Here is a 23,256-nt window from a genome sequence, read left to right as displayed (position 1 = left end):
TACCCCCAACGCACCTTGTGCCTGCGGAGTAGTCTGCCAAGGTTTTGGGGCCGGGCGCCCGGGCTTCAGGGGAACGGGCGCGTCGGGGTGCGTGTCCGGCGGGGGAGGCGGTCTGCGCTCGACGTCGTGTGACGTTCTCGTGCAACGACGCGAGTTGCGTCCAGATGCCTTCAGCGGAGACCGTCGTGCTGTCGTCGGCTTCGCTGGTCTCGATCTCGTACAGGGCCGTGGTCATCCTCGAGGAGGGCCGCCAGGAGGTCGCTCGGTGACGAACAGGGCGTCGACCGCCTTCGCACTGATCCGGCGGAGGTCGGCCAAGTGCTGGTAGAAGCCGTGGATTGCCGCCAGGGCGGGGGCGAGCGTGGAGTCCTGTGGCAGCTGCCCCTGGCCGCGGCCGCTCGTCAGCCGGGGCGTGGTCCGCAGCTTCATCAGATAGTGCGGGAGCTCGGCGGCCGCGTGCTCCCGCGACAGGCCTTGTTCGCCGCACCAGGCGTGGAAGCGCTTGAGGTGACCTGCGTACGCTTTTGTGGTCGATTCCGCGCGGGTCCGGCCGAAGCGCAGGTGGCAGAGGAAGCCGTCCACGTCCTCGACGACCCTCAAGGTGGGCCCGGCAAGAACCGTCCAGTAGGCCAGCGTGTCAGTGACCTCGACCCGCAGGATCTCGGCGGTCGGCCTGTCCGCAGCGAACATAAGCGGAATGTAGCAGCTCAATCACTCAACGACATAACCGGTGTTGGAACCGTGCGCGAGTGCACCAAGGGGCACATGGATGATTCGACTCACTGGACCGCCTGCCCACGAACGACACGAGTCAGTCGACGCTCAGACGCGGTTCGTAGAAGGCCGGAGCTCCGGCAGTGGCTTGGTGAGGACGGCGGTGCTCACCGGCACCCCGAACGCAGCCACGCCACAGAGCCGCCGCTCGCCGTCGACGACGTCGTACAGGCCGAACTGCACCGTCACCGATGGGATTATCTGCATCTGTCAAGTGCAACTGCTGGTCATGGGCCTATAGCTTGTGCAGGCATATCAGGCACGTTTCTCGCCGCCGGACGCGGGAGGGTCGGCATGACGGGGGCCATGGACGAGGCACCCGAACTGACCGAGGACGAGGTGAACGACCTCCTCAGCGACGACGACCGCGACGCCGCCGGGGAGGACGAGGAGTACGAGTGGGTCCGGTGAACGTGCCGGGCGCCTGGGGCAGCAGTCGACCCCGGCAGCGCCCCACGGGGGAAGGGCGGCGCCGGGGCCGACTGCGGGCACTCTAGCGGGGTCAGGTGACGGGGATGACGTAGGCGCGGGCGAAGTGGGTGCATGGCCCCGGCACCGTCCACCCGCACCACGAAATCGAGTCTCCATTCGAATCGGGGCGGTTCAGTCTGAACCATTGGCCCCGCCGTACAGCCTTGCTCCCAACAGGTGGTCTTTCGAGTTTCGCAGGGCGCCAGCCGCTTCGTCATGCATATTGTGTGATTAATTTCTGAAGCCCGGACTTGACTGGCTTCGCTGAGGTGTGCAATTTCGTAACCGAAATGGAGTAATGCGGATGAACCGCGCCACCTTGATTCCGGTCACCGAGAGCTCTTCGACCGGGAGACTCAACTGGCGGTCCCGTCAAGTTCTTTCCCCCTCCCTAGTGCGGTGGAGAGGGAAACGAAAGGTCGTTGTAGCCGAGTCGGCACAGGAGGTCGGCGATGCAGATAATCTGGAGGAAGAGTTCGATGTCGTCAGGCGCTTGACGCTGTCCGAAGGATTTGCCCAGTTCGAGGCGTCGCTGACGCTGCATCATCCCGATCTGCTACTGGTGAAGGGCTCTTTGGAAGGCCTCGACTACCGGTTGGTGGAGCTGTGCAGAGCGCACCGCGTCAAAGTATTCGTACTGGCGCATCCCGCCTACGGGTTGCTGGGTTCGGCACGCTTCTACCGCTTCGGCGGGCTGCCGTGGCTGCGGCTGCGGGCAACTGCGCGGAACCGCGCCGCCAGCGCTCGGCTCAAGAGAGCCTCCGATCTTTTGCTGGTGACCTTGGGCGCGCCCCTCGTTATTCCGGTCATGCTCGCCATCGTGATGCTGGTCTGCCGAGGTGGCCCCCCGTTCTACTTCCAGGACAGGGTGGGCGCGGGTGGCCAGCCGTTCCGCATCATCAAGTTCCGCACGATAAGAGTGGACGCCGAGCAGGCGACAGGGCCGGTGCTGGCTGCCGCCGACGATCCCCGGATGACTCCATTCGGCCGGTTCCTGCGCCGCTCCAGGCTGGACGAGCTGCCGCAGTTGTGGAATGTCGTGCGCGGCGAGATGAGCCTGGTGGGGCCTCGCCCGGAGCGTTCCGAACTCATCGCGACTTTCCGGAACGTCCCCCACTACGACCTGCGCCACCTGGTCCGTCCGGGCCTCACCGGTATCGCACAGCTCACCGGTGGCTACGGAGCGAGTGTGGAGGAAAAGCTCCGCTGCGACCTGCTGTATGTGGGCTGCCATTCCCCCCGTCTGGACCTCGTGCTGCTCGCGCGCACGCTGCTCGACCTGCTCCGTGGATTTCCCCGTGGCTAGCGCTGGCCCGTGCGCCCGCGCCACCAGGACGGCGGCGCCCGTGGACGATTTGGATGCCACCGCGATCGTGGTGACCTATAACTCCCAAAACCATGTCGTGGCCTGCGTGTCAGCCCTGCGTCGCGCCGGGCTGCGGGTGAGCGTCGTGGACAACGCGTCCACCGACGGCACCGTGCACGTTGTTGCGGCACACTTCCCCGAGATCGAGCTGATCGCCAATTCCGTCAATGTCGGCTTCGCCGCGGCCGTCAACCAGGCTCTGCCGGGCGCCGTCGGAAACGTCGTGCTTCTGGTCAATCCCGAGTGCATCCTGCAGGAACCCACCGCGCGGGCTCTCGTCACCACTCTGCGGCTCCGGTCAGAGGTAGGAATTGTCGGTCCCCGCATCATCGACCCGGGCGGGCGGCTCGTGGCCAGCGCACACCCTTTCGAGTCCCTCGCCTCAGTGTTGACCAGTCGCCTCAGCGGCAGCCTGGCGCCGCTGGGACTGCACCAGCTGTTCTGGGGCAGGAAACGGCGTCGTACCTACACCGACTGCAGCCGCTACGGGCGTGCGGTGACCGTCGACTGGGTGTCCGGGGCCTGCCTGGCGGTGCGGGCCTCCCTGCTGGCCGGGATCGGTGGTCTCGATGAGAGCTCCTGCATGTACTACGCGGACGAGGAACTGTGCCTGCAGGCCTGGCGGCGCGGAGCCCAGGTGCTGTATGTGCCCGCACTTACGGCCGTGCACCTCCGCGGAGCGAGTAGTAGGGATGCCACATAGCTCTGGCCACATGTGTACGGGAGCATGCTCCGGTACTTCGGCCGCCATCGACGGCGCAGCTACGCGCTGGTGCGGGCGACGGTGCTGGCCCGGGCGTCTCTCGGTGCGGCCCTCACCGCCGTTCCCCGGCGCGGATGTTCCCTCACCCGGAACCTCAGGGCCCAGGCATGGGCCAGCGTGTTCCGGCTCGCTCTCACGACCAGCCGCTTGAACCAGAAGGATGCCATGCCATGCACATCTTGATCACTGTGGTCGGAAAACGCACAGAACACTGGTTGGACCTCTTCGCCGCGCTCGCAGACCGCCCCGACGTCACCTTGACGGTGGTCGCCGCCGACGTATCACCGCTGACTGAGCAAGGGCTGTGCGGGCTGGCAGACCGATACCGCAATTTCCGCCCCGTGCTCCGGCCTCATCTGCTCGGGGAGGACAGCACCGGTCACATGGCCTCTGTACTCTTCGGCCCTGGCGCCGGGCACGCGTTGCGCGACGTGCCCGCACCTGACGTCGTGCATATCCTCGGTGAGGCCGCCTACCTGTCCACCTGGCAGGCCATCAGGCTGCGCGACCGGATCCGGCCGGGTACACCGGTCACCCTCTACGCGGCCCAGAACATCGTGATGCGCTTCCCGTTCCCGTTCCCGCTCCTGGAACGGCGTGCCTACCGTGCCGTCAGCCATGCGTTCCCGATCACCCCGAGCGCACTGCGCGTGCTGCGCGCCAAGGGCTACACAGGACCTGCGACCGTCGTGCCACTGGGGGTCGACACCGGGGTCTTCCGCCCCCTCGATCAGGAGCGCCCGCAGACGTTTACCGTGGGGTTCGTCGGCCGGTTGGAGCCGCACAAGGGCATCGGCGACCTGCTCCTGGCCGCGGAGCTTCTCGACTGCGACCTGCAGGTGGTGGGCGACGGAACCCTGAGCGGCGAGGTCCAGCGGGCAAGCGAGCGCCGTCCGGGGCGGGTTCGGCTCACGCCGTGGGCGGACCATGGTGAACTGCCCTCGCTGCTGGCCCGGATGAGCGTGCTGGCGTTGCCGTCGGTCGAGATCGTGCAGCGCAATGTGGTGCCCTGGATCGGCATCCCGCTGCGGGAGCAGTTCGGGCGGGTTCTGATCGAGGCCATGGCCTGCGGCGTCCCCGTTGTCGGCAGCGACATCGGAGACATCTCCCACGTCATCGGCTCCACGGGCCTGCTCTCTCCCGCCGGCGACGCCGCGGCGCTCGCGGACCGGCTGGCCCGGATCCGCGACGAGCCCGGCCTCGCCCGGCGCCTCGCCGCCGAGGGACGCAGGCGTGCCGCCAACGAATTCAGCTGGCGCAGGATCGCCGACGAGCTCTGCCACACCTGGCAGCACCTCGCGCACGGCACGGCCTCGGACCGCCGCACCGTGACACGGCCGACGCATCGAGCGGAGCAGGGTTCTGATCAACCCGCAGTCACGACTGGGCCGCCGAACTAGCCTCTCTGTTTCGCTTGGAGTGGGCTGAGCTGGTGGATCTGTGATCTCGGTTGCCGGCCGCTGTGCGGGCAGGGCTGTGGCCCGACGCTCGGGTCGGGTGCTCCAGGATTCCTCGGGTCGTGGGTGGGCAGGGTCTGTCGCGGTTCAGGTAGCTGGTCGGGGCAGGGCCGTGAGGCGGGTGAATGCGGGTCTTCAAAGTTGAGCGGTGCGGAGGTGTCCGCGGGCCCGGCGGGTGGTGACGCAGCGTGTCCGTAACCGTTGGTTGTCACGGCAGCTGTAGTTCCGACGTCTGCGCTGGTCAGCGCCTTGCCGGGGTGGGTGAGGGCATGAGGACGGCCACCGCGATCATGAACGTTTGTGACGACGTATCAAGGGACGGTGCCGCGGAGGCCACGATAGCCGAGCAGGCGTGGTGCGGGGCGTTCGGGAGGGCGATGACGGCGGTCGCGGGCTGCTTCGCACGACGTGAGACACGCGCCACGGCGGCGGAGCTGGTCGCGGGGCTGCTACTGGAGCTGGACACGCGGAACTGCTGGATACTCGCGCAGGCGCTGGGGCACCCGGGCCCGCACCGGCTGCAGCACCTGTTGTCCCGCGCCCTGTTCGACCACGACCGAGCACGGGAGGAGATCGCCCGCCTGGTTGCCGGTGAACTCGCGGGCCAGGACGTGGTGTTGGTGGCGGACGAGACGGGCGACGCGAAGTCCTCCACAGACTGCGTGGGGGCCGGCAGGCAGTACTCCGGCGCGATCGGCGGTGTCGGACTGTGCCAGGTGGCAGTGCACCTGGCAGCGGTCACCGCGACGACGAAGGTGAAGCCCTGTACCTCCCAGCGGACTGGGCCGAGGACGAGGAACGCCGCGAAGTCGCCGGGCTGCCGGAGGAGATCGGGTTCGCGACGAAACCGCAGCAAGCACTGTCCATGGTCGCCGGTGCGCTCACGATCGGGATCCAGGCCCGTTGGTTCGCCGGCGACGAGGTGTACTGCGGCCGCGATCTACGCAAAGGTATAAGGGCGCTGGGGCTCGGCTACACGGTCGGCATCGCCGCTACGTACCAGGTCACCGACGGGGCCGGCCGCCGGTGGGAGGCCCGCAAACTGATCAACAAGGTGCGGCCCGAGCAGTGGATGCGTCGGCAGACCGGACATGGCACGAAGGGCACCCGCGAGTACGACTGGGCCTGGCTCGACGTCCGCCCCGACGACACTCCCGTCGAGAACGAGAACGAGAACGAGAACGAGAACGAGAACGAGAACGAGAACGAGAACGAGAACGAGAACGTGGCGGGGACGAGTGTGCTCGTCGCGCGCCGCCACCGCTACACCGGCGAGGTGTCCTACTTCCGCTACTGGTCCCCGGGCTCCGTCTCACTCGACACGCTGGTGGAAGTGATCTCCCGCAGATGGCGGATCGAGGAAACCTTCCAGCTCGCCAAGGGCTTCACCGGACTCGATCAGGGTCAGGTGACCTGCTGGAACTCCTGGATGCGCTGGTCGCTGTTCTCCCTGATCGCCGCCGCCGTCCTCGCCCTCACCCTCGCGTCCACGACGACGCACACTCACCCCGCCGGTCCGGCCGGGCTCACCCCTCTGACCTGTCCCGAACTCGTCCGTCTCCTGCGCGCCCTCGTGCTGCCGCCGCCTGTCCACGACCGCGACCACGTCCTGCACTGGACCGCCTGGCGCCGCCGCACCAAGCCATCGCGACAGCCTGCCACGAGCAACGACACCGCCATCACGACAACGCCGTTGCGTTTGAGTCTTGAGTCGCAGGTCAAGCCCTGGTGAATGACGCAACGGGACGTCCTGATAGATCAGCTTGTGTCGAGCAAGAAGATCATCGGGAGTCCCGTTGCAGGAGAAGTCTGTCATCACGCGCACGGTCGAGGCGGCCGGGGGTGTGTACGCGCCCGGTCACTTGGGCGAGTTGACCCAGATCGTGGACTTCGTACTGGTGGACACGGTGATCGAGGAGACCAGGTCACGTGAGAAACGGCTGCGACTGCTGCCGTCCCGGGTTGTGGTCTACTTCGTCCTCGCGCTGGCCCTGTTCGAGGACTGCTCCTATCGGGGCGTGTGGGGCAAGCTGACGGCAGGGCTGGATGGACTGCCGTTGGTGCGTCCGGCGGTCTCCTCGCTGTCCAGGGCCCGACGGCGAATAGGAGCAGCACCGCTGCGACGGCTGTTCGAGATCATCGCCGGGCCCGTCGCCCACATCGGGCAGGCCGGTTCGTTCTATCGAGGGCTGCGGACCGTGGCCGTGGACGGCACCCTGCTGCACGTGCCCGATGAGGAGGCGCTCACCTGGCGCTATCCCAAGCGAGCGGGCGAGAGCGTGGAGTTCGGCTACCCGCTGCTGCGACTCGTGGTCCTGGTCGAGTGTGGCACCCGTGCCGTGTTGGCCGCCGCGTTCGGTCCCGAGAGTGACGGCGAACTCACCTACGCAGGCCGCCTGTTGAGTGTGCTGGACCGCACGATGCTCCTGCTGGCCGATGCCGGCTTCGATGGAGCCGAGTTCGCCCGGGACGTCCAGGCCACCGGCGCCCAGTTCCTGGTGCGCTCCTCCGCCCGCCGGATACCCACCCCCTTCCGGCGCCTGGGCGACGGCTCCTACCTGGCCCGGATCGGCTACGGCGTCCTGCCCGTCCTGCTGACCGTCCGCGTCATCGAGGCATCCGTGACCGTCACGCTGGCCGACGGCACCGTCCGCACCGAGCAGTGGCGCCTGCTCACCAGCCTCCTCGACCCGGCCGCCCACCCGGCCGCCGGACTCGTGGATCTCTACCACGAGCGGTGGCAGTCGGAGACGACGTACTTCTCGATCAAGGCGACCATGCTGGATGGCCGCGTCCTGCGCTCCCGCAGCCTGACCGGCCTCGACCAGGAGGTCTACGCCCTGCTCACCACCTACCAGGCCCTGATCCGCGCCGCCGCCGACACCGCCTGCACCCGGCCCGGCCTGGACATGGACCGCATCAGCTTCACCGTCCTGCAGACCACCGCTGCCGACACCGTCACCACCGCGACCGGAATCCTGCCCCCGGCGGGACCCGCCGAACTCCTCGGCACCATCGGCCGGACCGTCCTCGACGCCCTGCACCCCGCCCGCCACCAGCACCGCGTCAAGGCCCGCACCCGCAAGAACCCCACCAGCAAGTACGGACCGAACGCCGGACAACAGCCCACGACCAGCCAGAACTACACCATCCGAACCGCCATCACGTTCTTCGAGCACGGACTTGCGAACCGCTCACGGACATAAACGCAACGGCGTTGGCCATCACGACCAGCTGTGATCAAGATACTCCAGCTGTAGATCGTGATCTTCATGTCTGGGATGCGGCTTGTCGCCGGTAGTGACTGGTGCGTGATCGTGCCTGGTGGCGGCGGCGCCAGTCGGACCAGGCAAGCCGGTGGGCCACGTCGCGGACGGGCCGGACGACGAGCGTGATGAACAGGCGGCAGATCTCGTTGCAGGACAGCGGGATCAGGTCGTCCGGGGTGGGGCGGTGTGCGTGTTCGTCGGCGCGGACGACGGCGAGGAAGGCATGGGCGAGCATCGCGAGGGTGACCCAGCGGGCCCACGAGGGGTAACGGCGACCTGGTGCTCGTCCAGCCCGGCCAGTCCCTTCTCACTCTGGAAGGTCTCCTCCACCCGCCATCTGGAACCTGCGACCCTGACCAGGGTGGCCAGGGATGTCGGCGTGGTGGAGTGACAGCGGTAGTAGGCGAGTTCACCGGTGCTGCGGTTGCGGCGGATCAGCAGCTGGTGGTGGCCCGTTACTACCTCGGCGAGGTCGATGACGGCCCAGTCGTAGAACCGCTGCCCCTTCGCACCGCGCCCGGCTGAGAGCTTCTGCCAGGCCCGCTTCGGCACCTTCCGCGCCAGGGCATCGGCACGGAACGTGCCTGCGCCGGTGGACACTTCGGCCGAGCAGGCCACCGCGAGGACATAGCCGATACCGCGTTCCTCCAGAGCCGTGCGCAGTTTCGGGTTGCCGCCGTAGACCTTGTCCCCGGTGACCCAGCCGATGTGGTGTCCGGCGTCCAGGAAGCGTTCGATCATCGTGCGGGCCAGGTCCGGCTTGGTCGCGAAGACGGTGTCCTCGCCGAGTCCGGCTGCCTGGTAGCGGTCCGGGTCGCACGTCCAGGAGCGCGGGATGTACAGCTCCCGGTCCACCGCCGCGTGCCCGCGCATCCCGGCGTAGACGAGGTAGACCGCGACCTGGGAGTTCTCGATCCGTCCAGCCGTGCCGGTGTACTGGCGCTGGACCCCAACCGTGTGGGTGCCCTTCTTCACGTCGCCGGTCTCGTCGACAACCAGCACCGCAGCCTCGTCATACAGGTGCTCGACGACGTATTCGCGCACGTCATCACGGACGCCATCGGCATCCCAGGAGGCCCGGCACAGCAGATGCTGCATACCGTGCGGACTGGTCTCCCCGGCCCACTCCGCGATCGTCCAGCAGTTCTTCCTCGGCAGGTCAGACAGCAGACCCAGCACCAGCCGCCCGGCCCGCAGCCGTGGTTCGACCCGGGCGAACCGGCCCGCAATCCGGCCCATGGCCACCTCGAACGCCTCCCGCCAACGGACGGGATCTATGCTGTGACCTGCGGCCACCGTCTCATCGTCACTCCACACAAGTCACGATGATCAACGGTGGCCGCACCCGTCTCCGCACCGGCCCCACTGTGGCTGAGGGCCCTACTTAGCCCGTCTGACCAACCGCGACCCTCAACAGCACAGGCCGACGGGCCTACGGTGCCGACAGGGCTGTGCGCTCGGCTTTCTCCAGCCAGTCGGTGTACCAGCGGGCGAACGTCACCGGCGTACCGTCGTCGTCGAGCAGTGGGGCGAGGTCTACGTCGTCCACCCGGCAGTCGGACCAGATCGTGCCACGGTGGCTGCCGCTGATGATCAGCCATTCTCTCTGGGCGCAGCCCAGGTGGGAAATCACGATGGCGCCGGCGGTGCGCTCCAGGGCGAACATGATGACCTCCCACCGCTCGTCCCACGCCTCGATGGCGTCGTCGAAGTCCTCGATGTCGCCGAAGTCCTCTTCCTCGGGGCGTTGGGCAAGAAGGTCGTCGAGCAGCTTCGGGTCCGGGCCCTGGTCGGGAAACGGCTCGGCAAGCCTCGACAGGTCGGCCAGGTCCGCGCCGTCGCCTTCCCAACGCCAGCGGCCTTGCACGCGCCGAACCGGGAACAGGCCGTACGCGGGGCCGGCGCCGCCCGCACCGACGTGGAGCAGGAAGGTCCGGTACTCCTCTGGCAGCCGCACGCCCGTCTGAGCCTCGAGTTCGGCAAGCTCGCCCCGGGTAAGCGGGTCCTCCACGATCCACCTGTGCCCCAATGCCCCGAACACCTTGCTGCCGGAAGGCCCTGCACCCGCCGCCTCGACCCGCTGACGCACGCCCACCCACCACTGATCAGTCATGCGCAGACCGTACGTGCAGCCACCGACACCTGGGCCGCGGGGCCCACTGCTGCGGTCCCGACGGGCTCAGGAATGGCCCGACGCCCCAAGCCCTCGGCACAACACGCACATCGACCAGCTGAGGCCCTCGGTGGCCAACCACTGCAGCACACTCGGTCACACCCACCAGCAAGATCAGATCTACAGCTGGAGTACTAGACAAGCCTCATCTTCCCAGCTGAGAAAGCACTTTCGCTTTTCCGATCAAGATCCGGACACCGCAGCAAGTGAAACGCGCAGGCTAGCTAGTCTAGAACTTACGGGCGGCGATGGCGAGAGCGGCGGGAAATTCGAGACGGATGATGCGGCACTCGCCGCCGCCGGCCTCCATGACCTGGGTCCACATGTCAGCGCCGTATTCCGTCTGGACGAGGCAGTCGGGTGTCCCCTCCGGCGGCACTCCGTGGTAACTCGGGGGCTTACCGGCCCTCGTCCGCGTCAGCTGGCCGACGACAACCGGAATCGTGAAACAGACCCAGCCTCGCGGCCGGACCACGCGAAAGCACTCGCGCAGCCCCTGCACAGGATCGGGCACATGCTCCAACGTGTCCGAATGCACAACCAAGTCCATCGACGCGTCATCGAAGGGAAGCGCCATCATGTCGATATCGGGGAAGCTCATCAGCTTCGTGCGCGGCATCCTCCGCAGGAAGCGGTGAAGGGTTCCGGCCCGATTGATCTCAAGGACCTTGAGCAGAGGATGGCGAAGCATGAAGACGGGAAAAAGGCTCGTCGAGCCGTAGACCTTCATGATCGCATGGGCCAGGGCCAGAGACCGGAGGCTTGCCCCGCAGCGGGTGCAATGCAAACCCTGCTGCCGATCGATATAGGCGGCCTCCTCCTCGCTCAGCTGCCACTCTTCGATCAGCTTCGGCCACAAGGCCGGACGCTGCGTGAAACTGCGGCTCCCGCAGCACACGCAGCGCAGGTCGCTCATCCGCTGGGCATCCTGGCGTGACGGCCGAGCATGGGTCGGCGGACCGAGGAGGGTGCCGTGCTGCCCGCCGACTGTCTTGGATTCCGGCATGATTGAGTACTCGATCTTGTTGGGGGAAGGGCCCTTTGTAGCCGGAGATTAACAGGGCGAACGCCGTCATCCAGGTAGGCATCGGCGCGCATGCGTGTAGTGATTCGCTCCCTTATGACGCAATCCTGGCTTCTCAAGTGGCGGGCATGGGATGTGACGGCAAAACATAAATGCTATGAAGCTTGATCCGTTCTGTGCTCCTGACCGGTCCGGGTGGGTTCCCGGTGGCTAGCCCGCCGGAGTTCTCCAGCGGTATCGCCGCTCCGGCCGAAGCCGTTGCGGCTCGGGTGGCCGGCAACAGCGCCAGGCTTCTCGCAGCCAGGGTCGCCACCGCGCTGGCCGGCGTCGCGTCACTACCGGTGGTGTACGGGACCATCGGCGCCCGCTCGTACGGTGTGTGGGCGCTGCTTACGGGTCTGATCGCCATTGTGTCGCTCGCCGACCTGGGGCTCGGCTCGGTTCAGATCCGGGAGGTCGCCCGGGCCGTCGGAGGCGAGCGGCAGCGACAGGTCTGCGCCGTACTGGGCCTGGGCGTTGTGTGGGGTGCCGTTCTCTCAGCGCTGGCCCTTGCCGGGACGGCGATCTGCTGGCCGTGGCTGGCCCGCGTGTTCCATCTGGGTGAACTCTCCGCGCCGGCGCGGGGCGCCACCCTGTTCCTGCTGGTGGGCTTTCTTCTCGACAGTCTCGCGCTGCCCTGGCGGAGCGTGCTGGAGGGCACCCAGCGCTATGGTCCGGTGGCCTGGGTCGTCGCCGGCACCGCTGTGCTCGGCGCAGGGCTCGCGGCAGCGGTGGTCACGCTGGGCGGCGGACTGGTGGAGCTGGCCGCCTCGGTGGTGGTGAGCAGTGCGTTGCGGGCACTGATGTTCGTCTGCTTGGCCCGCCGGTACGCCGCTGGGCTGACGCCCAGCCTGCGGGACATCAGACCGTCCGATGTGGGGTATGTGGCGTCGTACGGCTCACGTGTCCAGGTGGCGGGCGCGGCAGCCGCGGTCAACAGCGAGACGGACCGGCTGGTGCTCACAGGCTTCCACAATCCGTCGGCGGTAGCTGGATACGACCTGGGCAGCCGCCTTGTCGGGCTGCTGCGGTTGCCTTCGGTGGTCATTCTCACGGCAGCCTTCCCGTCGGCCGCCGCGGCGGCCGACGATGAACCCGGTCGGCTCGACCGGCTCTACATCCATCTGACCCGGTACCTGACGGCGTTCGCCGCGATCGCGGCCACCGTCCTGGTGGTGTCGGCCGATCCGCTGGTGCGGATGTGGCTCGGCCGTCCCCTGCCTGCCGCAGCCGTGACTATCATGGTCCTGGCCCCCGGCTGCGCCGCGAGTGTGATCGCCAGCGCGGCCGCGATGGTGACCCGGGCCGAGGGCAGGCCCGGGTGTGAGACCCGCGGCACGGTGCTGGCCGCCGTGCTCAATCTGCTGCTCACCGTTCCACTGCTTCGGCTTCTCGGTCCCTGGGGCGTCCCGCTGGCGACCACATTGGCGGCCTTCGGGGGCACCGTCTACTTCTTCGCGCACTTCCACAGCAGATCCCGGCGGCCGGTGGCACCGCTGCTGCGAGCACTGTGGCCACCCGTCTTCGCGGCCGTGACGGCGGGAGTCCTTGCCTGTCTGGTCACCTTCCAGCTGACTCCCGGAACGGGCCGGGCCGACGCCGCCGTGGCAGTCGCCTGCCGGGGTGGCCTGACCGTGCTGGTCGCGGCCGCGCTGCTGGCCCTGCTCGGATTCTTCGGCGCATCAGACCTGACCCGGCTGCGCATGGCTCTTGCCGGATTGACCCCCCATCGCGGCGCGGTTCCCGCGCGGAAAAGGAGCAACGCATGACCTTGCAGATGGAAGCGACCCGCTGCCCCCTCTGCCACCAGGCCGCGGGCGACGAGCCGGTCTTCGGCGGACTGCTGCGCCGTTGCCCGGCCTGCGAATTCCACTGGACCGCCGCGAACGGCGACGGGGCACACCAGTGGGACCTCTTCGACGGCACCTACTACCAACGCTACTTCGCCCGCGCCGGGCAGTGGCGGTACGAAGCCGCCCGACGGATGCGGTGGCTCCTGTCGGCCACCCGCCCGAGGTCTCTGCTGGAGGCCGGCTCAGCAGGCGGCTACTTCATCGAAGCCGCCCGGAGAGCCGGCATCGCAGCCGACGGAGTGGAACTGTCCGAGGTCTGTGTCCGCCACGCGCGGGACAAGCTCAAGATGCCGGTACGGCAGGGCTGCTTCGAGACGGTCACACCGACCACCGCGGTGGACGCCGTGTGCGCCTTCCATGTGCTCGAACACGTCGACGAGCCAAGGCGGTTCCTCACCAAGGCCCGGGCATCGCTCACCACCGGAGGATGGCTCGCCCTCGAAGTGCCGAACATCGCATCGTCCTCCGCCCAACGGCAGGGTGGATCATGGCCGCATCTGCAACCGGACTGCCACCGCTGGCACTTCTCGGCGCGGTCGTTGACGGCGCTGGTGGAGGAGTGCGGCTTCGTGGTCGAGCGCTGCGACACCGTCTTCGCCCGGTACTACATGAGGCCCTCCCGCCTGCCCAGCCCGTCGGGGATGTCGCTGCTGTTCGCCGACTGGGCCGCCTGCGGCTCACCGCGTACCACCCATCCGCGGCTCGGCGATCATCTGCGGCTGCTCGCCCGCCTGCCGGAGAACCTGCCGATCCGCTGATCGCTCCCGATGTCTCCCGGTCGCCCGGCCCTCGGCAAGGCTGCCATCAGCAGCAGGTGATGTGGTACGCGAACTGCGGCCCAGGCTGGGGCGGGGCCGCGTCGCCGTGCCATGCGGATCGGGGAGTGGGTGGGCCGCTCGCCACGCCGGTGCCCGGCCGCCCGGTGACGGAGCCGAACGGCTGACGGCCGTCGTCAACGGCGGCATCGCGGGTACGGTTTCACCTCGGTCCGCAAGGGATTCACCAGCTGTTGGCGCATCAGGGTCGGGGCGCGATCGGTGATCGGCTCCGACAGGTGCAGCGTCACGGTGCGGGTGCTCCCCGCGGGCAGTTCCAGATCGAGGGTGTACACCGGGTGGCCGTGTTCGACGGCATGATTCAGCGGGATACGACGGCCGTCCAGCATCGCCCCGGTCAGGGCGGCTCCCGCACTGGCGTAGTAGGAGACCAGCAGTCGGTTGTCACCCGGCCGGGAGGAACGGGCCCGGGTGTCGAGGCGATCGGTGACGTAGGTCGGGAGTCCCGTGGCCGGCGCCCGGTTGGTCAGCGTCACGGTGGCGGTGACCGTTCGTCCGTGCGGGGTGCAGGTACCCGGCTCCCAGGTCAGCCTTCGGTCGAGGTAGTAGTCGAGCTTGGTGGCCGCCGCGTTGTTGACGATGACCCCGGCGAAGGGGCCCGCGCCTTTGGGGAGTGAGCCGCTGAATGCCCTGGGTTCGATGAGGCGTTGTTCGGCCTGAAGCGTGCTCCACACCTTCAGACGGGCGTCCCGCTGCACGTCGTACACGGCCCGCAGCAGCGCAGGAATCCGCTGCGGATCCTTGGCGGCGCCGGTCAACTGTGTGGCGGCGGTGCGGGCGACGTCGAGGAAGAACGCTTTGCGGGCGGTGATGTCCTGGTAGGCCGCGTAGCTCGTTCGCTCGGTGAGTTCCACGGCGTTGGCGCCGGTGAGCAGGGTGCCGTCGGGCAGACGGGCCGGCCCGGTGGCCTCCAGCAGCCGGCCCAGCACAGTGGGGTCGACGGCGAGCACCCCGTCTACCTTCTGGCCGCTGTGCTCCCTCCATGCCTCGGCCCAGATACGGGCCGCATAGGGAAAGTGAGGGCTGAGATTGGAGTTCCCCCAGAACTGAGTGGGCTCGTTGGCGGCGTACAAGGCGGCGTAATCCGTTCCCAGGTCCACTGTAGGCCGGGTCGGCTGCAGCACGGTGTCGTTGCCGAAGGTGTCGAAGCCGATGCGGCCCCGGTCGGCCGTGACCACCGTGAAGGCCCCGGGCAGCCCGCCGGTACCGCGGGCTTCGGCGGTGTTCTGGAAGACCACGAAGTAACGCCGCGGCCCCTGTTCCCCCAGCATCGGCGGGAGGAGCCGGGCCGCAAGGGCGGCGTCGGCCGTCGTCGGGGCAATCCGGTCGAGTTGGCGGACCAGTTGCGTACGGGCCCGCTCGGCTGCCGGCAACCAGGTGGCGTGTGGCAGTCCACGGGCCTGGGCGCGGACTGCCGCGGCGTCCTGCGCGGCGCGTTCGAGTGCCGGGGCCGCGTCGTGCAGGGCGGTCAGCAGGCGATGGGTATCGCCGTCTTGTGCGTCGGCCGTGAGATCCGGGACGCTGCGGACGAGGGGAGTGAGCACATCGTGGGTCAGCCGGTCAGCGGCGTGCGCCGTGCCGCGCACGATACGTGCCAGGTCGCCGAGCAAGGGCAGGTGCGTGGCCGGGTACCAGGCAGGCCCGGTGGTGAGGTGGTGCGCTCGGGCGGCGTGTGCCGCCGCGGAACGCAGCGCCGCCTCGGCTTTCGACGTGCCAGGCACGGGTGCGGCGGCGGAGTCCCGCGACGGCCCTGCGTTGACCGACTGCCGCAGCGTGTGCAGATCCCGCTGTGCGGCCAGCAGTTCGGTACGGGCGATCAGACCAGTGACCGCGATCCAGGCCGCACCCGCCAGGATCAGGAATACGATGGCCGCCAGCAGATATCGGACGCGCCGACGTCGGCGGTGCGGTTGTGCGGGATGTGTGCTTCCAGGGGCCGGGGAGTGCTCCATGGTGGCGGCCAGGTCAGCGGCGCGTGCGCCGACGTCGTACCACGAGGACGGCTCCCCCGCCGACTGCCAGCAAACCGACAGCCGTGCTGAACATGACGAAGGTCCTTTGGCCGGAACCGGTATCAGGAAGCTGACCGTCCGGCGGGAGCTTCTGGTGTCGCGGCAGCACATTGATCACCGATGACAGGACCAGGTCCGGATCACGGGCGGTGAGTCTGAAGGCGTGTGGGCCGGGCTTGCTGGTCTCGGGGATCGTGACGGTCCCCGAGACCGTGCCTTTCGAGTCGGCGAAGAACGTGCCCAGGACCGGTTCCTTCGAGATGAGTTCCGCGACGACCTGTTGCTTGGCGGCGAACCCCGTCGCGGTGAAAAGGAGCGGATCACCGGCGATCCCTGTCGTATCGATGCTCAGACTGGGTGCATTCGGCGGGTACTCGGCATGTGCCGTCTCTGCGGCCACCAGCGGGCCGGCGACGATGACAGCGGCCGCTGCCACGAAGGCGAGGACGTTACGCCGTCTGCGTGACGTAGTCACTTTCCACGCTCCTCACACCTTCTCGGATGGGTTCCGGCCCGGCGGCAGAGCCGGCCGTGACGAGCAAAAACCTGTCGCAGGCAGACATAACGCCATGTCAAGCACAGCTAACGCCACGGGGGCGATGACTCCCCGGAAGGGTGTAGGACCTACACCCTTCCGGCGCCGCAATGGCGCTGAGAATCGCAAAGGAGAGTAACGCGAATGCATTAAAAACAGACGACACGCCGACGCGTCGGAAACGAATCAATGTCGACACCATTACCGTCTGACCGAATAGGCCGAACCCAGAAATCCATCTCTGACCGAGGCTGAAATGAATTGATGCGACTGGGAGTGTCTTGTGGCGTCGATCGAGCAGCCTGCTGCTCGGAGGATGGTCGTGCTTCACATGATTGAACTGATGGGCGCGTCTGCACAGTTGCCTCAGGGTGCTCACGACCGGCTGAGCGGAGATCCCGACGTCACGGCACGGCCGCGGTCCGGGGTGTTGCGCCCTCTCATCCGGGCTGGTCTCACCGGGACCCGGCACTCGGTCCGCGAAGCGCTCGAACGGCTCGCCCCGCTGCCGGGGCGGCGCAGCTCATGACCCTGCCCGAAGTCTCGGTGCTCCTGGTGAGCTGGAACACCTGTGCCGAAACCCGTGCTTGTCTGGACTCGCTGCCCCGTGCCGCGACCGATGGGCTCCGGTACGAGGTGATCGTCGTCGACAACGGGTCGCGGGACGGCTCACCGGACATGCTTGCCGCCCACCCGAACGTGCTGCTTCTCCGCAACGAGCGGAACCTCGGCTTTGCCGCGGCGGTCAACCAGGCCTGCGCCCGAGCTCGCGGGGACATGATCCTTCTCCTCAACAGTGATGTCCGTCTGTGGCCCGGAGCACTCACAGCCCTCGCCGGTTTCCTGCGCGAGCGCCCCGACGTAGCGGGTGTAGCGCCGCTGTACCTCAACCCTGACGGCAGCGTTCAACAGCACTACATGCGCCTGCCCACGTTCCGCAGTCTGGTGGCGTTGGCCACCACGCTGCGGTACTTGCCGGGTTTCAGACGCCCGTGGCGCGAACACCTCATGAGCGGAGCGGACCTGTCCCGCCAGGGGCAGGTGGAACAGCCATCCGCGAGCTGTCTGCTGCTACGCCGTGCCGTGCTGGATCCGGCTGAAGTCTTCGACGAGCGGTTTCCGCTCTATTTCAATGACGTTCTGCTCGCCCGCAACCTCCGCCTCGCCGGCCATCGGCTCTGGATGACGCCGGACGCGGTCGTCACGCACACTCTCGGTGCGTCGACCCGACTGCTGGGCTCCGCCGTTCGCAGCAAGTTCCGTCTCGACGGGCTCCTCCGCTACGCCGGGGTCACACAGCCCCGATGGCGGTTGCGGACACTCCAGGCCCTGGTGCTTGTGGACTGGCTGGTTCGGCGCGCGCTGCGGTGGCGCGGTCAACTCGGCCTGCGGGATCTGTGGGCCGTCGTCCAGGGCGACGTGGGCCCCCTGCCGGACGGTGACGGGCGAAGCTGGTCGGTGATGCTCAGTGGAGTGCCCTGGCTCGCCGGAGCTCACCGTCAGCATGCCCTCGCCCGGGAACTCGCGGTCGGCCGCCGCGTGTTGTTCGTCGACCCGCCGGGCCGACGCCCTCGCTGGACCTTCGTCGTCCGCCAGGTCGCCCCATCCCTGTGGCACGCGGTGCCTCCCACCGTGGTGCCGTTCGGCCGGCTGCTGCCCCCGCTCAACTGGATCAACCGCCGGGTTGCCGCAGTGCTGGTGCGCCGCTGGCTGGACCGCCGCCAGGGCAGTCGGAGAATCCTGTGGATCGATGAAGACCTGGCCGCGCCGACGGCCGGCCGGCTGGGGGAAGATGTGCTCGTCTACGACGCGGTGGACCTGGACTGGACGTTCACGCACCGCTGGAACCGCCCCCACCTGCGCAGCGCCCTGCGGAAGGCGGTCGGCGCCGCAGATCTCGTCCTGGCCTCGTCGTCGGCACTGCCGCGGTGGCTGCCCCCCTCGCGGCGCCCGCCCGTGATCGTCCCCAACGGGTGCGATCCGGAGACGTTCGTCGCGGAAGGTCCGCTCGCCGAGTGGATCACACAGCTGGCCGACCCGCGGCTCGTCTATGCCGGGGCGATCGACAGCCGGGCCTTTGACGCGGAACTCCTCGCCGCCGTGGCCCGTCTTCGCCCCAACTGGACGTTCCTGCTGGTCGGGCCGTCCACCCGTACCGGCCGCGCACCGCTGGCGGGACTGCCCAACGTACATCTGCGGGGCCCGGTCGACTTTGACGAGATGCCCGCCGTACTGCGTGCCTGTGATGTCGGCCTGATCCCTTACCGGGTGGGCGGCCGGATCGACTACGTGCACCCGAAGAAGCTGTACGAGTACCTGGCCGTAGGTAAACCTGTCGCCGCCACACCGCTGCCGTCTCTGATCCCGATGGCCGGTCTCGTCCATCTCGGCTCCGGCCCGCAAGGGTTCGTCCGGGCCATCGAGGAGGCATTGGACTCGCGCCACTGCCCGGCCGCGCTGGCCCGGCGTCGCGCCGCCGCGGCCCGCAACAGCTGGTCGGCGCGGGGCGAGCAGATCCGGGGCCTGCTCGAAGGGCTGGAGAGGACCGGCCCATGAGCGGGCTGCTCGTCGTTCCGAGGAAGCTCCTCGTTCCCGCGTCGGCCGCTTGCCTCGCGGCCGCTCTCGGCTCCGCCGGAGTCCTTTCGGCGGAAGTGCTCCCTGGTCGTCTGAGTATCCTGCCCGCCGCGGCCCTGTTGTGCCTGGTGACCCTTGTCCTGTGGCCATGGGCCGTTCTCCCGGTCGGCATCGTCGGTGGCGTCGCGGCCACCAAGGCGCTGGGCACTTCCGACGTCACCTTCATCACGGTCCTTCACATCGGCGTACTGGCGATCGGTTGCCTGGCGCTGCTGGTGCGCCGCGCCGCCTCCGCGGCCGACGACCGACCCCGGCGAACCGCCGTGGACCAGGCGATGGCGCTCCTGGCGGTGATCGCCCTGGCCGGCGCGCTGTTCGGTCTGGCACGCGGACATGCCCTCCACCAGGTGCTGATCGCCACCTATCACCTGGGCGTCATCCCTGCTTACTTCTTCGTCACCACCCACACCCTGACCAACGCGCGCAGGATGCGAGCGGCGGCGGTGCTCTATGTGACCGGGGCGGCCGCCCTCGCCGCGGTGGAGCTCACGATGCCGGGGCGACACGGCGGTCTGCTCTCGGTACTCGCCCTTGTGCCGCTGCTCGTCGTTGCCGGCCGCACCCGCGGGTGGCGACGCGTCGGTCTGGGAGCGTTGATCACCCTCTTCGCCGCCGACACGGCTGTCGCGGGTTACCGGGCCATGTGGCTGGCCGCCGGGGTCGGCCTGCTGGTTCTGCTGGTGCGCGGCACCAGGCGAGTCCGCCTCAGCGTGGCCCTGGCCGCGATCGGGGCAACCACTCTCGTGGTCTGCGGAGCCGCTGTCAGCGCCGGGCTGCGCGCCCGGATCCTGCTGTCCGGCGAGCACCTGGACGAAACGGCCGGCTACCGGACACCCGAAGCGACGGTCGGGCTGCGCGTCTTCGCCGACTGGCCGCTGACCGGAGCCGGTCTCGGCCAGACGACCCGCGATGTCTACCTCCCCACCTTCAAGATCACCGACGTGGGGCCGACCTACCACGTCTTCTGGGTGATGATCCTCGCCAATCTGGGCCTCGTCGGCCTCATCGCCGTCCTGTGGCCGCTGCTGCGCCCACTGCGCGCGGCCCTCGCCGTACGGGAGGGCGTTCCTCTGGCCTTCGGTGCTCTCCTCTGCGGCTTCCTGGCGGCGGCGGCTTTCGCGGGCCCCACCGACGGCCATTGGGAACTGGGGCTACTGCCCGCACTGACGCTGCTCACCACCCGGACCTGGACCCCCGATCCACTGACCACAGGAGGTCGCCCATGACGGCCGAACGGACCGGAGCCGACGAGCCGGGCACCGCCGGGCCCGTCGCCACCGCGATCGTCGTCACCTATCACTCCGAGGCCCACATCGCCGACTGCCTCACCGCGTTGCGCGGTGCCGGGCTGGCGGTACACGTGGTCGACAACGCATCCATGGACGGGACCGCACGGCTGCTCGCCACCCGGTTCCCCACCGTTGCGCGGACTGTGAACCCGACCAACATCGGATTCGCGGCCGCGGTGAACCAGGCGCTCCCCACGGTGGACACCGACATCGTGCTTCTGGTGAATCCCGACTGCGTGGTGCCGCCGGCCACCGCCCGAGCCCTGGTCGCCCTGCTGCAAGCCCGGCCCGATGTGGGCATCGCGGGTCCCCGGCTCATCGGTACCGACGGGCGCGTCGCCATCAGCGCCCACCCGTTCGAGTCGCTGGCCTCCGTGCTGGCCAGCCGCTTCGGCGGGAGCCTGATGCCGGTCGGGTTGCGCCGCCTGCTGTCCGGCAGAACTCGGCGACGCACCTATGACGTCTGCCGCAACCCCGGGCCGCCCGTCCCGGTGGACTGGGTGTCCGGAGCCTGCATGGCCATTCGCACCGGGCTGCTCGAACAGCTCGGCGGTCTCGACGAGGGCTACTTCATGTACTACGAGGACGAGGAACTGTGCTGGCAGGCGGGGCGGCTCGGGGCCCGCGTGTACTACGTACCCGAGGTCGAAGCCATACACGTCATCGGGGCAAGCAGCCGAGATCCGTCGTGGATCTGGCCCCATCTGTACCGCAGCATGCTCCGGTTCTTCGCCCGGCACCGACGCCGCACCTACCCCCTGGTGAGGGCGGTGGTGCTGCTCCGCGCACTGCTGGGCGTCGGGCTCTCCGTCGCACGCCGACGCGGGCAGCACCCTGCTCGGGGCAGGGCCTGGCGGCACGTGGCCCGCATCGCCCTGACCGCGACCGCCGACACTATGAGAAGGGAGGGCCGATGCACGTTCTGACCGCCGCTGCCGGACAGCGCACCGAACACTGGATCAGCCTCTTCGATGTCCTCGCCGATCGGACGGACGTCCAGATCACCGTCCACGCGGCCGACCTGTCCGCGCTCACTGAGCGGGCCCCGCAACGGCTGGACGCGCACTGTGGCCGCTTCCGCCTGCGCCTCGTCCCTCACCTGCTGGGTGAGGGACGCACCGGCCACAAGGCGTCAGTCCAGCCCGGCCGTGGGACCGTCACCCACTCCGCGAAGACGGCCGGCATCTTGTCGAAGGGAGGACCCAGTGGCGACCTCACGTGATGCCACCCGGGTGCTTTCCATGGCCTGGCGCAACGGCGGGCTTGTGCTGCTGTCGCTCCTGGCCGGAATCGCCGGGGCCCTGGTGGTGACCGAGAAGACGCCTCCGAGGTACGAGGCCACCGCGACCGTGCTCGTCACCGGCGGCGCCGTCTCCGGTGAGCAGCTCTACGTCAGCAACGCCACCCAGAACCTGATGCCGACCATCGCGCGGCTCGCCGAATCCGGCAAGGTCGCCGAGGCCACGGCCGAGACCATGGGGCTGCCGACCAGGCAGGTGGTCCGCCACATCCGCGCTGACACCCAGGAGGGGGTGCAGATCCTCGCGCTCACCGCCGACGCGCCGACGGCCGACAAGGCAGCCGCGATCGCCAACGCCACCGCCCAAGTCCTGCTGCCCCGTGTGGGGTGGATTCGCCACGACGGGACGGGATCAGTCAGCGCGGAGTTGCTGGACCGGGCGACAGCACCAAGCCGTCCGGTATCACCCAGGCCGTTGCTCAACGGGCTCCTGGGTGCGCTGCTGGGATCGCTGGTCGGCGTCGGCCTGACACGGCTGCGGGCTCTGACGGACGACAAGGTCAGGGGCGTAGACGATCTGCGCGAGGCAACAGGCGCACCTGTCCTGGGCTCGATTCCGTACGATGCGAACGTTCCCCGCAATCCACTGATCGTGCACAGCCCCCAGGGTGCGTGGTCGGAGGCGTTCGTCCGCCTGCGCACCCACCTGGAGTGCGTCGAGATGAACTCCCCGCCCCGTCTCATCGCGATCACAAGCCCTGTGGCCAACGAAGGAAAGTCGAATATCGCCTGCAACTTGGCGATCGCGATGGCCCGTGGCGGGCGCAGCGTCCTTCTGGTCGAAGCCGACCTGCGTCGACCGCGCAGTGGACAGTTCCTCGGTCTGGGGGATGCGGAAGGACTGACGACCGTGCTGTCCGGCCACGCCCGACTGGAAGAGGTGGTCCAGCAGTTCGGGGAGGGCGGTCCGATGATTCTCCCCGCTGGGCCGCTGCCGCCCCATCCCAGCGAACTGTTGGCTTCCGGAAGATGCAAGGAACTTCTGTCCCGGCTGAGGGAGTACTACGACGTGGTTCTCCTCGATCTGCCCCCACTGCTGCCGTACGCTGACGTTGGTGTACTGGCAGGGCTCGCCGACGGCACCCTCCTCGTCGCGCGATGCCCCAAAACCAGGGCCCGCCACCTCCACCAGTCCCTTGAAGCGCTGACCGCCTTGAACGCCCGCTTCCTCGGCTGTGTCCTCAATGCAGCACCGTCGCAGTCGAATGGTTACGGCTACCGGACGGACCTGACGGTCTCCGCGGCGGGGCTGTTGCCACCGCCTGCCACCCTGTCAGGCCGGCGCACAGGGTCCCAGGTCGGATCCCGATGACCCGTCACGTTGTTGGTTGTCTGGGAGCGTTTCCCCCGACCGCGATTACCAGGATGTGCCGTGTCGTCAAACGGGCGAATTGCTGAGATGCATCGCAATCCATCGGACACCGTGGGGTATCACTGGCTAGGTCCAAAAATGTCAGGACC

The 23,256-nt window shown here is 68.4% G+C and carries 18 protein-coding genes and 1 pseudogene; 12 read left to right on the top strand and 7 right to left on the bottom strand.

What is annotated here, in order from left to right; genetic code table 11:
- Positions 1-231: 231 nt before the first annotated feature.
- Both WBG99_RS00470 and WBG99_RS00465 read right to left on the bottom strand, forming a co-directional pair.
- The gene (locus WBG99_RS00470) at positions 232-690 is read right to left on the bottom strand and encodes a site-specific integrase (RefSeq protein ID WP_338894368.1); all 459 of its coding nucleotides are present in this window, start codon (positions 688-690) and stop codon (positions 232-234) included.
- Positions 691-822: 132 nt separating this feature from the next.
- On the bottom strand, positions 823-981 hold the full coding sequence (locus WBG99_RS00465; RefSeq protein ID WP_338894367.1) for a hypothetical protein: 159 nt from the start codon (positions 979-981) through the stop codon (positions 823-825).
- A gap of 568 nt (positions 982-1,549) precedes the next feature.
- On the opposite strand from WBG99_RS00465, the gene WBG99_RS00460 reads away from it, so the two are divergent.
- From WBG99_RS00460 to WBG99_RS00440, 5 genes are all read left to right on the top strand, one after another.
- Positions 1,550-2,551, top strand: a complete 1,002-nt coding sequence (locus WBG99_RS00460; protein WP_338894366.1) for a sugar transferase — start codon at positions 1,550-1,552, stop codon at positions 2,549-2,551.
- A gap of 40 nt (positions 2,552-2,591) precedes the next feature.
- Positions 2,592-3,314, top strand: a complete 723-nt coding sequence (locus WBG99_RS00455; RefSeq protein ID WP_338894365.1) for a glycosyltransferase family 2 protein — start codon at positions 2,592-2,594, stop codon at positions 3,312-3,314.
- A 230-nt stretch (positions 3,315-3,544) separates the two neighbouring features.
- Positions 3,545-4,774 carry a glycosyltransferase gene (locus WBG99_RS00450; protein WP_338894364.1) on the top strand — a complete coding sequence of 410 codons (1,230 nt, stop codon included), beginning with the start codon at positions 3,545-3,547 and terminating at the stop codon, positions 4,772-4,774.
- A 766-nt stretch (positions 4,775-5,540) separates the two neighbouring features.
- On the top strand, positions 5,541-6,563 hold the full coding sequence (locus WBG99_RS00445; protein WP_338894363.1) for a transposase: 1,023 nt from the start codon (positions 5,541-5,543) through the stop codon (positions 6,561-6,563).
- Between the two features lie 64 nt (positions 6,564-6,627).
- On the top strand, positions 6,628-8,037 hold the full coding sequence (locus WBG99_RS00440) for an IS4 family transposase (RefSeq protein WP_338894362.1): 1,410 nt from the start codon (positions 6,628-6,630) through the stop codon (positions 8,035-8,037).
- Between the two features lie 64 nt (positions 8,038-8,101).
- Here WBG99_RS00440 and WBG99_RS00435 read toward each other — a convergent pair.
- The 3 genes and pseudogenes from WBG99_RS00435 to WBG99_RS00425 all read right to left on the bottom strand — a co-directional run bounded on the left by WBG99_RS00435 (position 8,102) and on the right by WBG99_RS00425 (position 11,279).
- Positions 8,102-9,339 (bottom strand): annotated as a pseudogene (locus WBG99_RS00435) (IS701 family transposase).
- A gap of 193 nt (positions 9,340-9,532) precedes the next feature.
- Positions 9,533-10,213 carry an SMI1/KNR4 family protein gene (locus WBG99_RS00430; RefSeq protein ID WP_338894361.1) on the bottom strand — a complete coding sequence of 227 codons (681 nt, stop codon included), beginning with the start codon at positions 10,211-10,213 and terminating at the stop codon, positions 9,533-9,535.
- A gap of 289 nt (positions 10,214-10,502) precedes the next feature.
- Positions 10,503-11,279, bottom strand: coding sequence for a methyltransferase domain-containing protein (locus WBG99_RS00425; protein ID WP_338894360.1), 777 nt, complete (start codon positions 11,277-11,279; stop codon positions 10,503-10,505).
- A 224-nt stretch (positions 11,280-11,503) separates the two neighbouring features.
- Between WBG99_RS00425 and WBG99_RS00420 the strand changes: the two genes are divergently transcribed.
- Both WBG99_RS00420 and WBG99_RS00415 read left to right on the top strand, forming a co-directional pair.
- On the top strand, positions 11,504-13,105 hold the full coding sequence (locus WBG99_RS00420; protein ID WP_338894359.1) for an oligosaccharide flippase family protein: 1,602 nt from the start codon (positions 11,504-11,506) through the stop codon (positions 13,103-13,105).
- Positions 13,102-13,947, top strand: a complete 846-nt coding sequence (locus WBG99_RS00415; protein WP_338894358.1) for a class I SAM-dependent methyltransferase — start codon at positions 13,102-13,104, stop codon at positions 13,945-13,947. The genes WBG99_RS00420 and WBG99_RS00415 overlap by 4 nt, the downstream gene beginning before the upstream one ends.
- A gap of 194 nt (positions 13,948-14,141) precedes the next feature.
- On the opposite strand, the gene WBG99_RS00410 is transcribed toward WBG99_RS00415, so the two are convergent.
- Both WBG99_RS00410 and WBG99_RS00405 read right to left on the bottom strand, forming a co-directional pair.
- Positions 14,142-15,977 carry a DUF4012 domain-containing protein gene (locus WBG99_RS00410; RefSeq protein ID WP_338894357.1) on the bottom strand — a complete coding sequence of 612 codons (1,836 nt, stop codon included), beginning with the start codon at positions 15,975-15,977 and terminating at the stop codon, positions 14,142-14,144.
- Positions 15,978-15,990: 13 nt separating this feature from the next.
- Positions 15,991-16,437, bottom strand: coding sequence for an LPXTG cell wall anchor domain-containing protein (locus WBG99_RS00405; protein WP_338894356.1), 447 nt, complete (start codon positions 16,435-16,437; stop codon positions 15,991-15,993).
- Between the two features lie 660 nt (positions 16,438-17,097).
- On the opposite strand from WBG99_RS00405, the gene WBG99_RS00400 reads away from it, so the two are divergent.
- The 5 genes from WBG99_RS00400 to WBG99_RS00380 are packed head-to-tail and all read left to right on the top strand — an operon-like array spanning position 17,098 to position 23,107.
- Positions 17,098-19,128: a glycosyltransferase gene (locus WBG99_RS00400; RefSeq protein ID WP_338894355.1), complete on the top strand. Its 2,031-nt coding sequence runs from the start codon at positions 17,098-17,100 to the stop codon at positions 19,126-19,128.
- Positions 19,125-20,432: an O-antigen ligase family protein gene (locus WBG99_RS00395; protein WP_338894354.1), complete on the top strand. Its 1,308-nt coding sequence runs from the start codon at positions 19,125-19,127 to the stop codon at positions 20,430-20,432. The genes WBG99_RS00400 and WBG99_RS00395 overlap by 4 nt, the downstream gene beginning before the upstream one ends.
- Entirely contained in the window at positions 20,429-21,421 is a 993-nt protein-coding gene (locus WBG99_RS00390) for a glycosyltransferase family 2 protein (RefSeq protein ID WP_338894353.1), read from the top strand. The genes WBG99_RS00395 and WBG99_RS00390 overlap by 4 nt, the downstream gene beginning before the upstream one ends.
- Positions 21,409-21,717, top strand: a complete 309-nt coding sequence (locus tag WBG99_RS00385; protein ID WP_338894352.1) for a hypothetical protein — start codon at positions 21,409-21,411, stop codon at positions 21,715-21,717. The genes WBG99_RS00390 and WBG99_RS00385 overlap by 13 nt, the downstream gene beginning before the upstream one ends.
- Positions 21,701-23,107, top strand: coding sequence for a polysaccharide biosynthesis tyrosine autokinase (locus WBG99_RS00380; RefSeq protein ID WP_338894351.1), 1,407 nt, complete (start codon positions 21,701-21,703; stop codon positions 23,105-23,107). The genes WBG99_RS00385 and WBG99_RS00380 overlap by 17 nt, the downstream gene beginning before the upstream one ends.
- Positions 23,108-23,256: the final 149 nt, after the last annotated feature.

Origin of the sequence: Streptomyces sp. TG1A-60 (assembly GCF_037201975.1) — a bacterium.
GTDB lineage: Bacteria > Actinomycetota > Actinomycetes > Streptomycetales > Streptomycetaceae > Streptomyces.
This window is presented reverse-complemented; position numbering and strand designations above follow the sequence as displayed.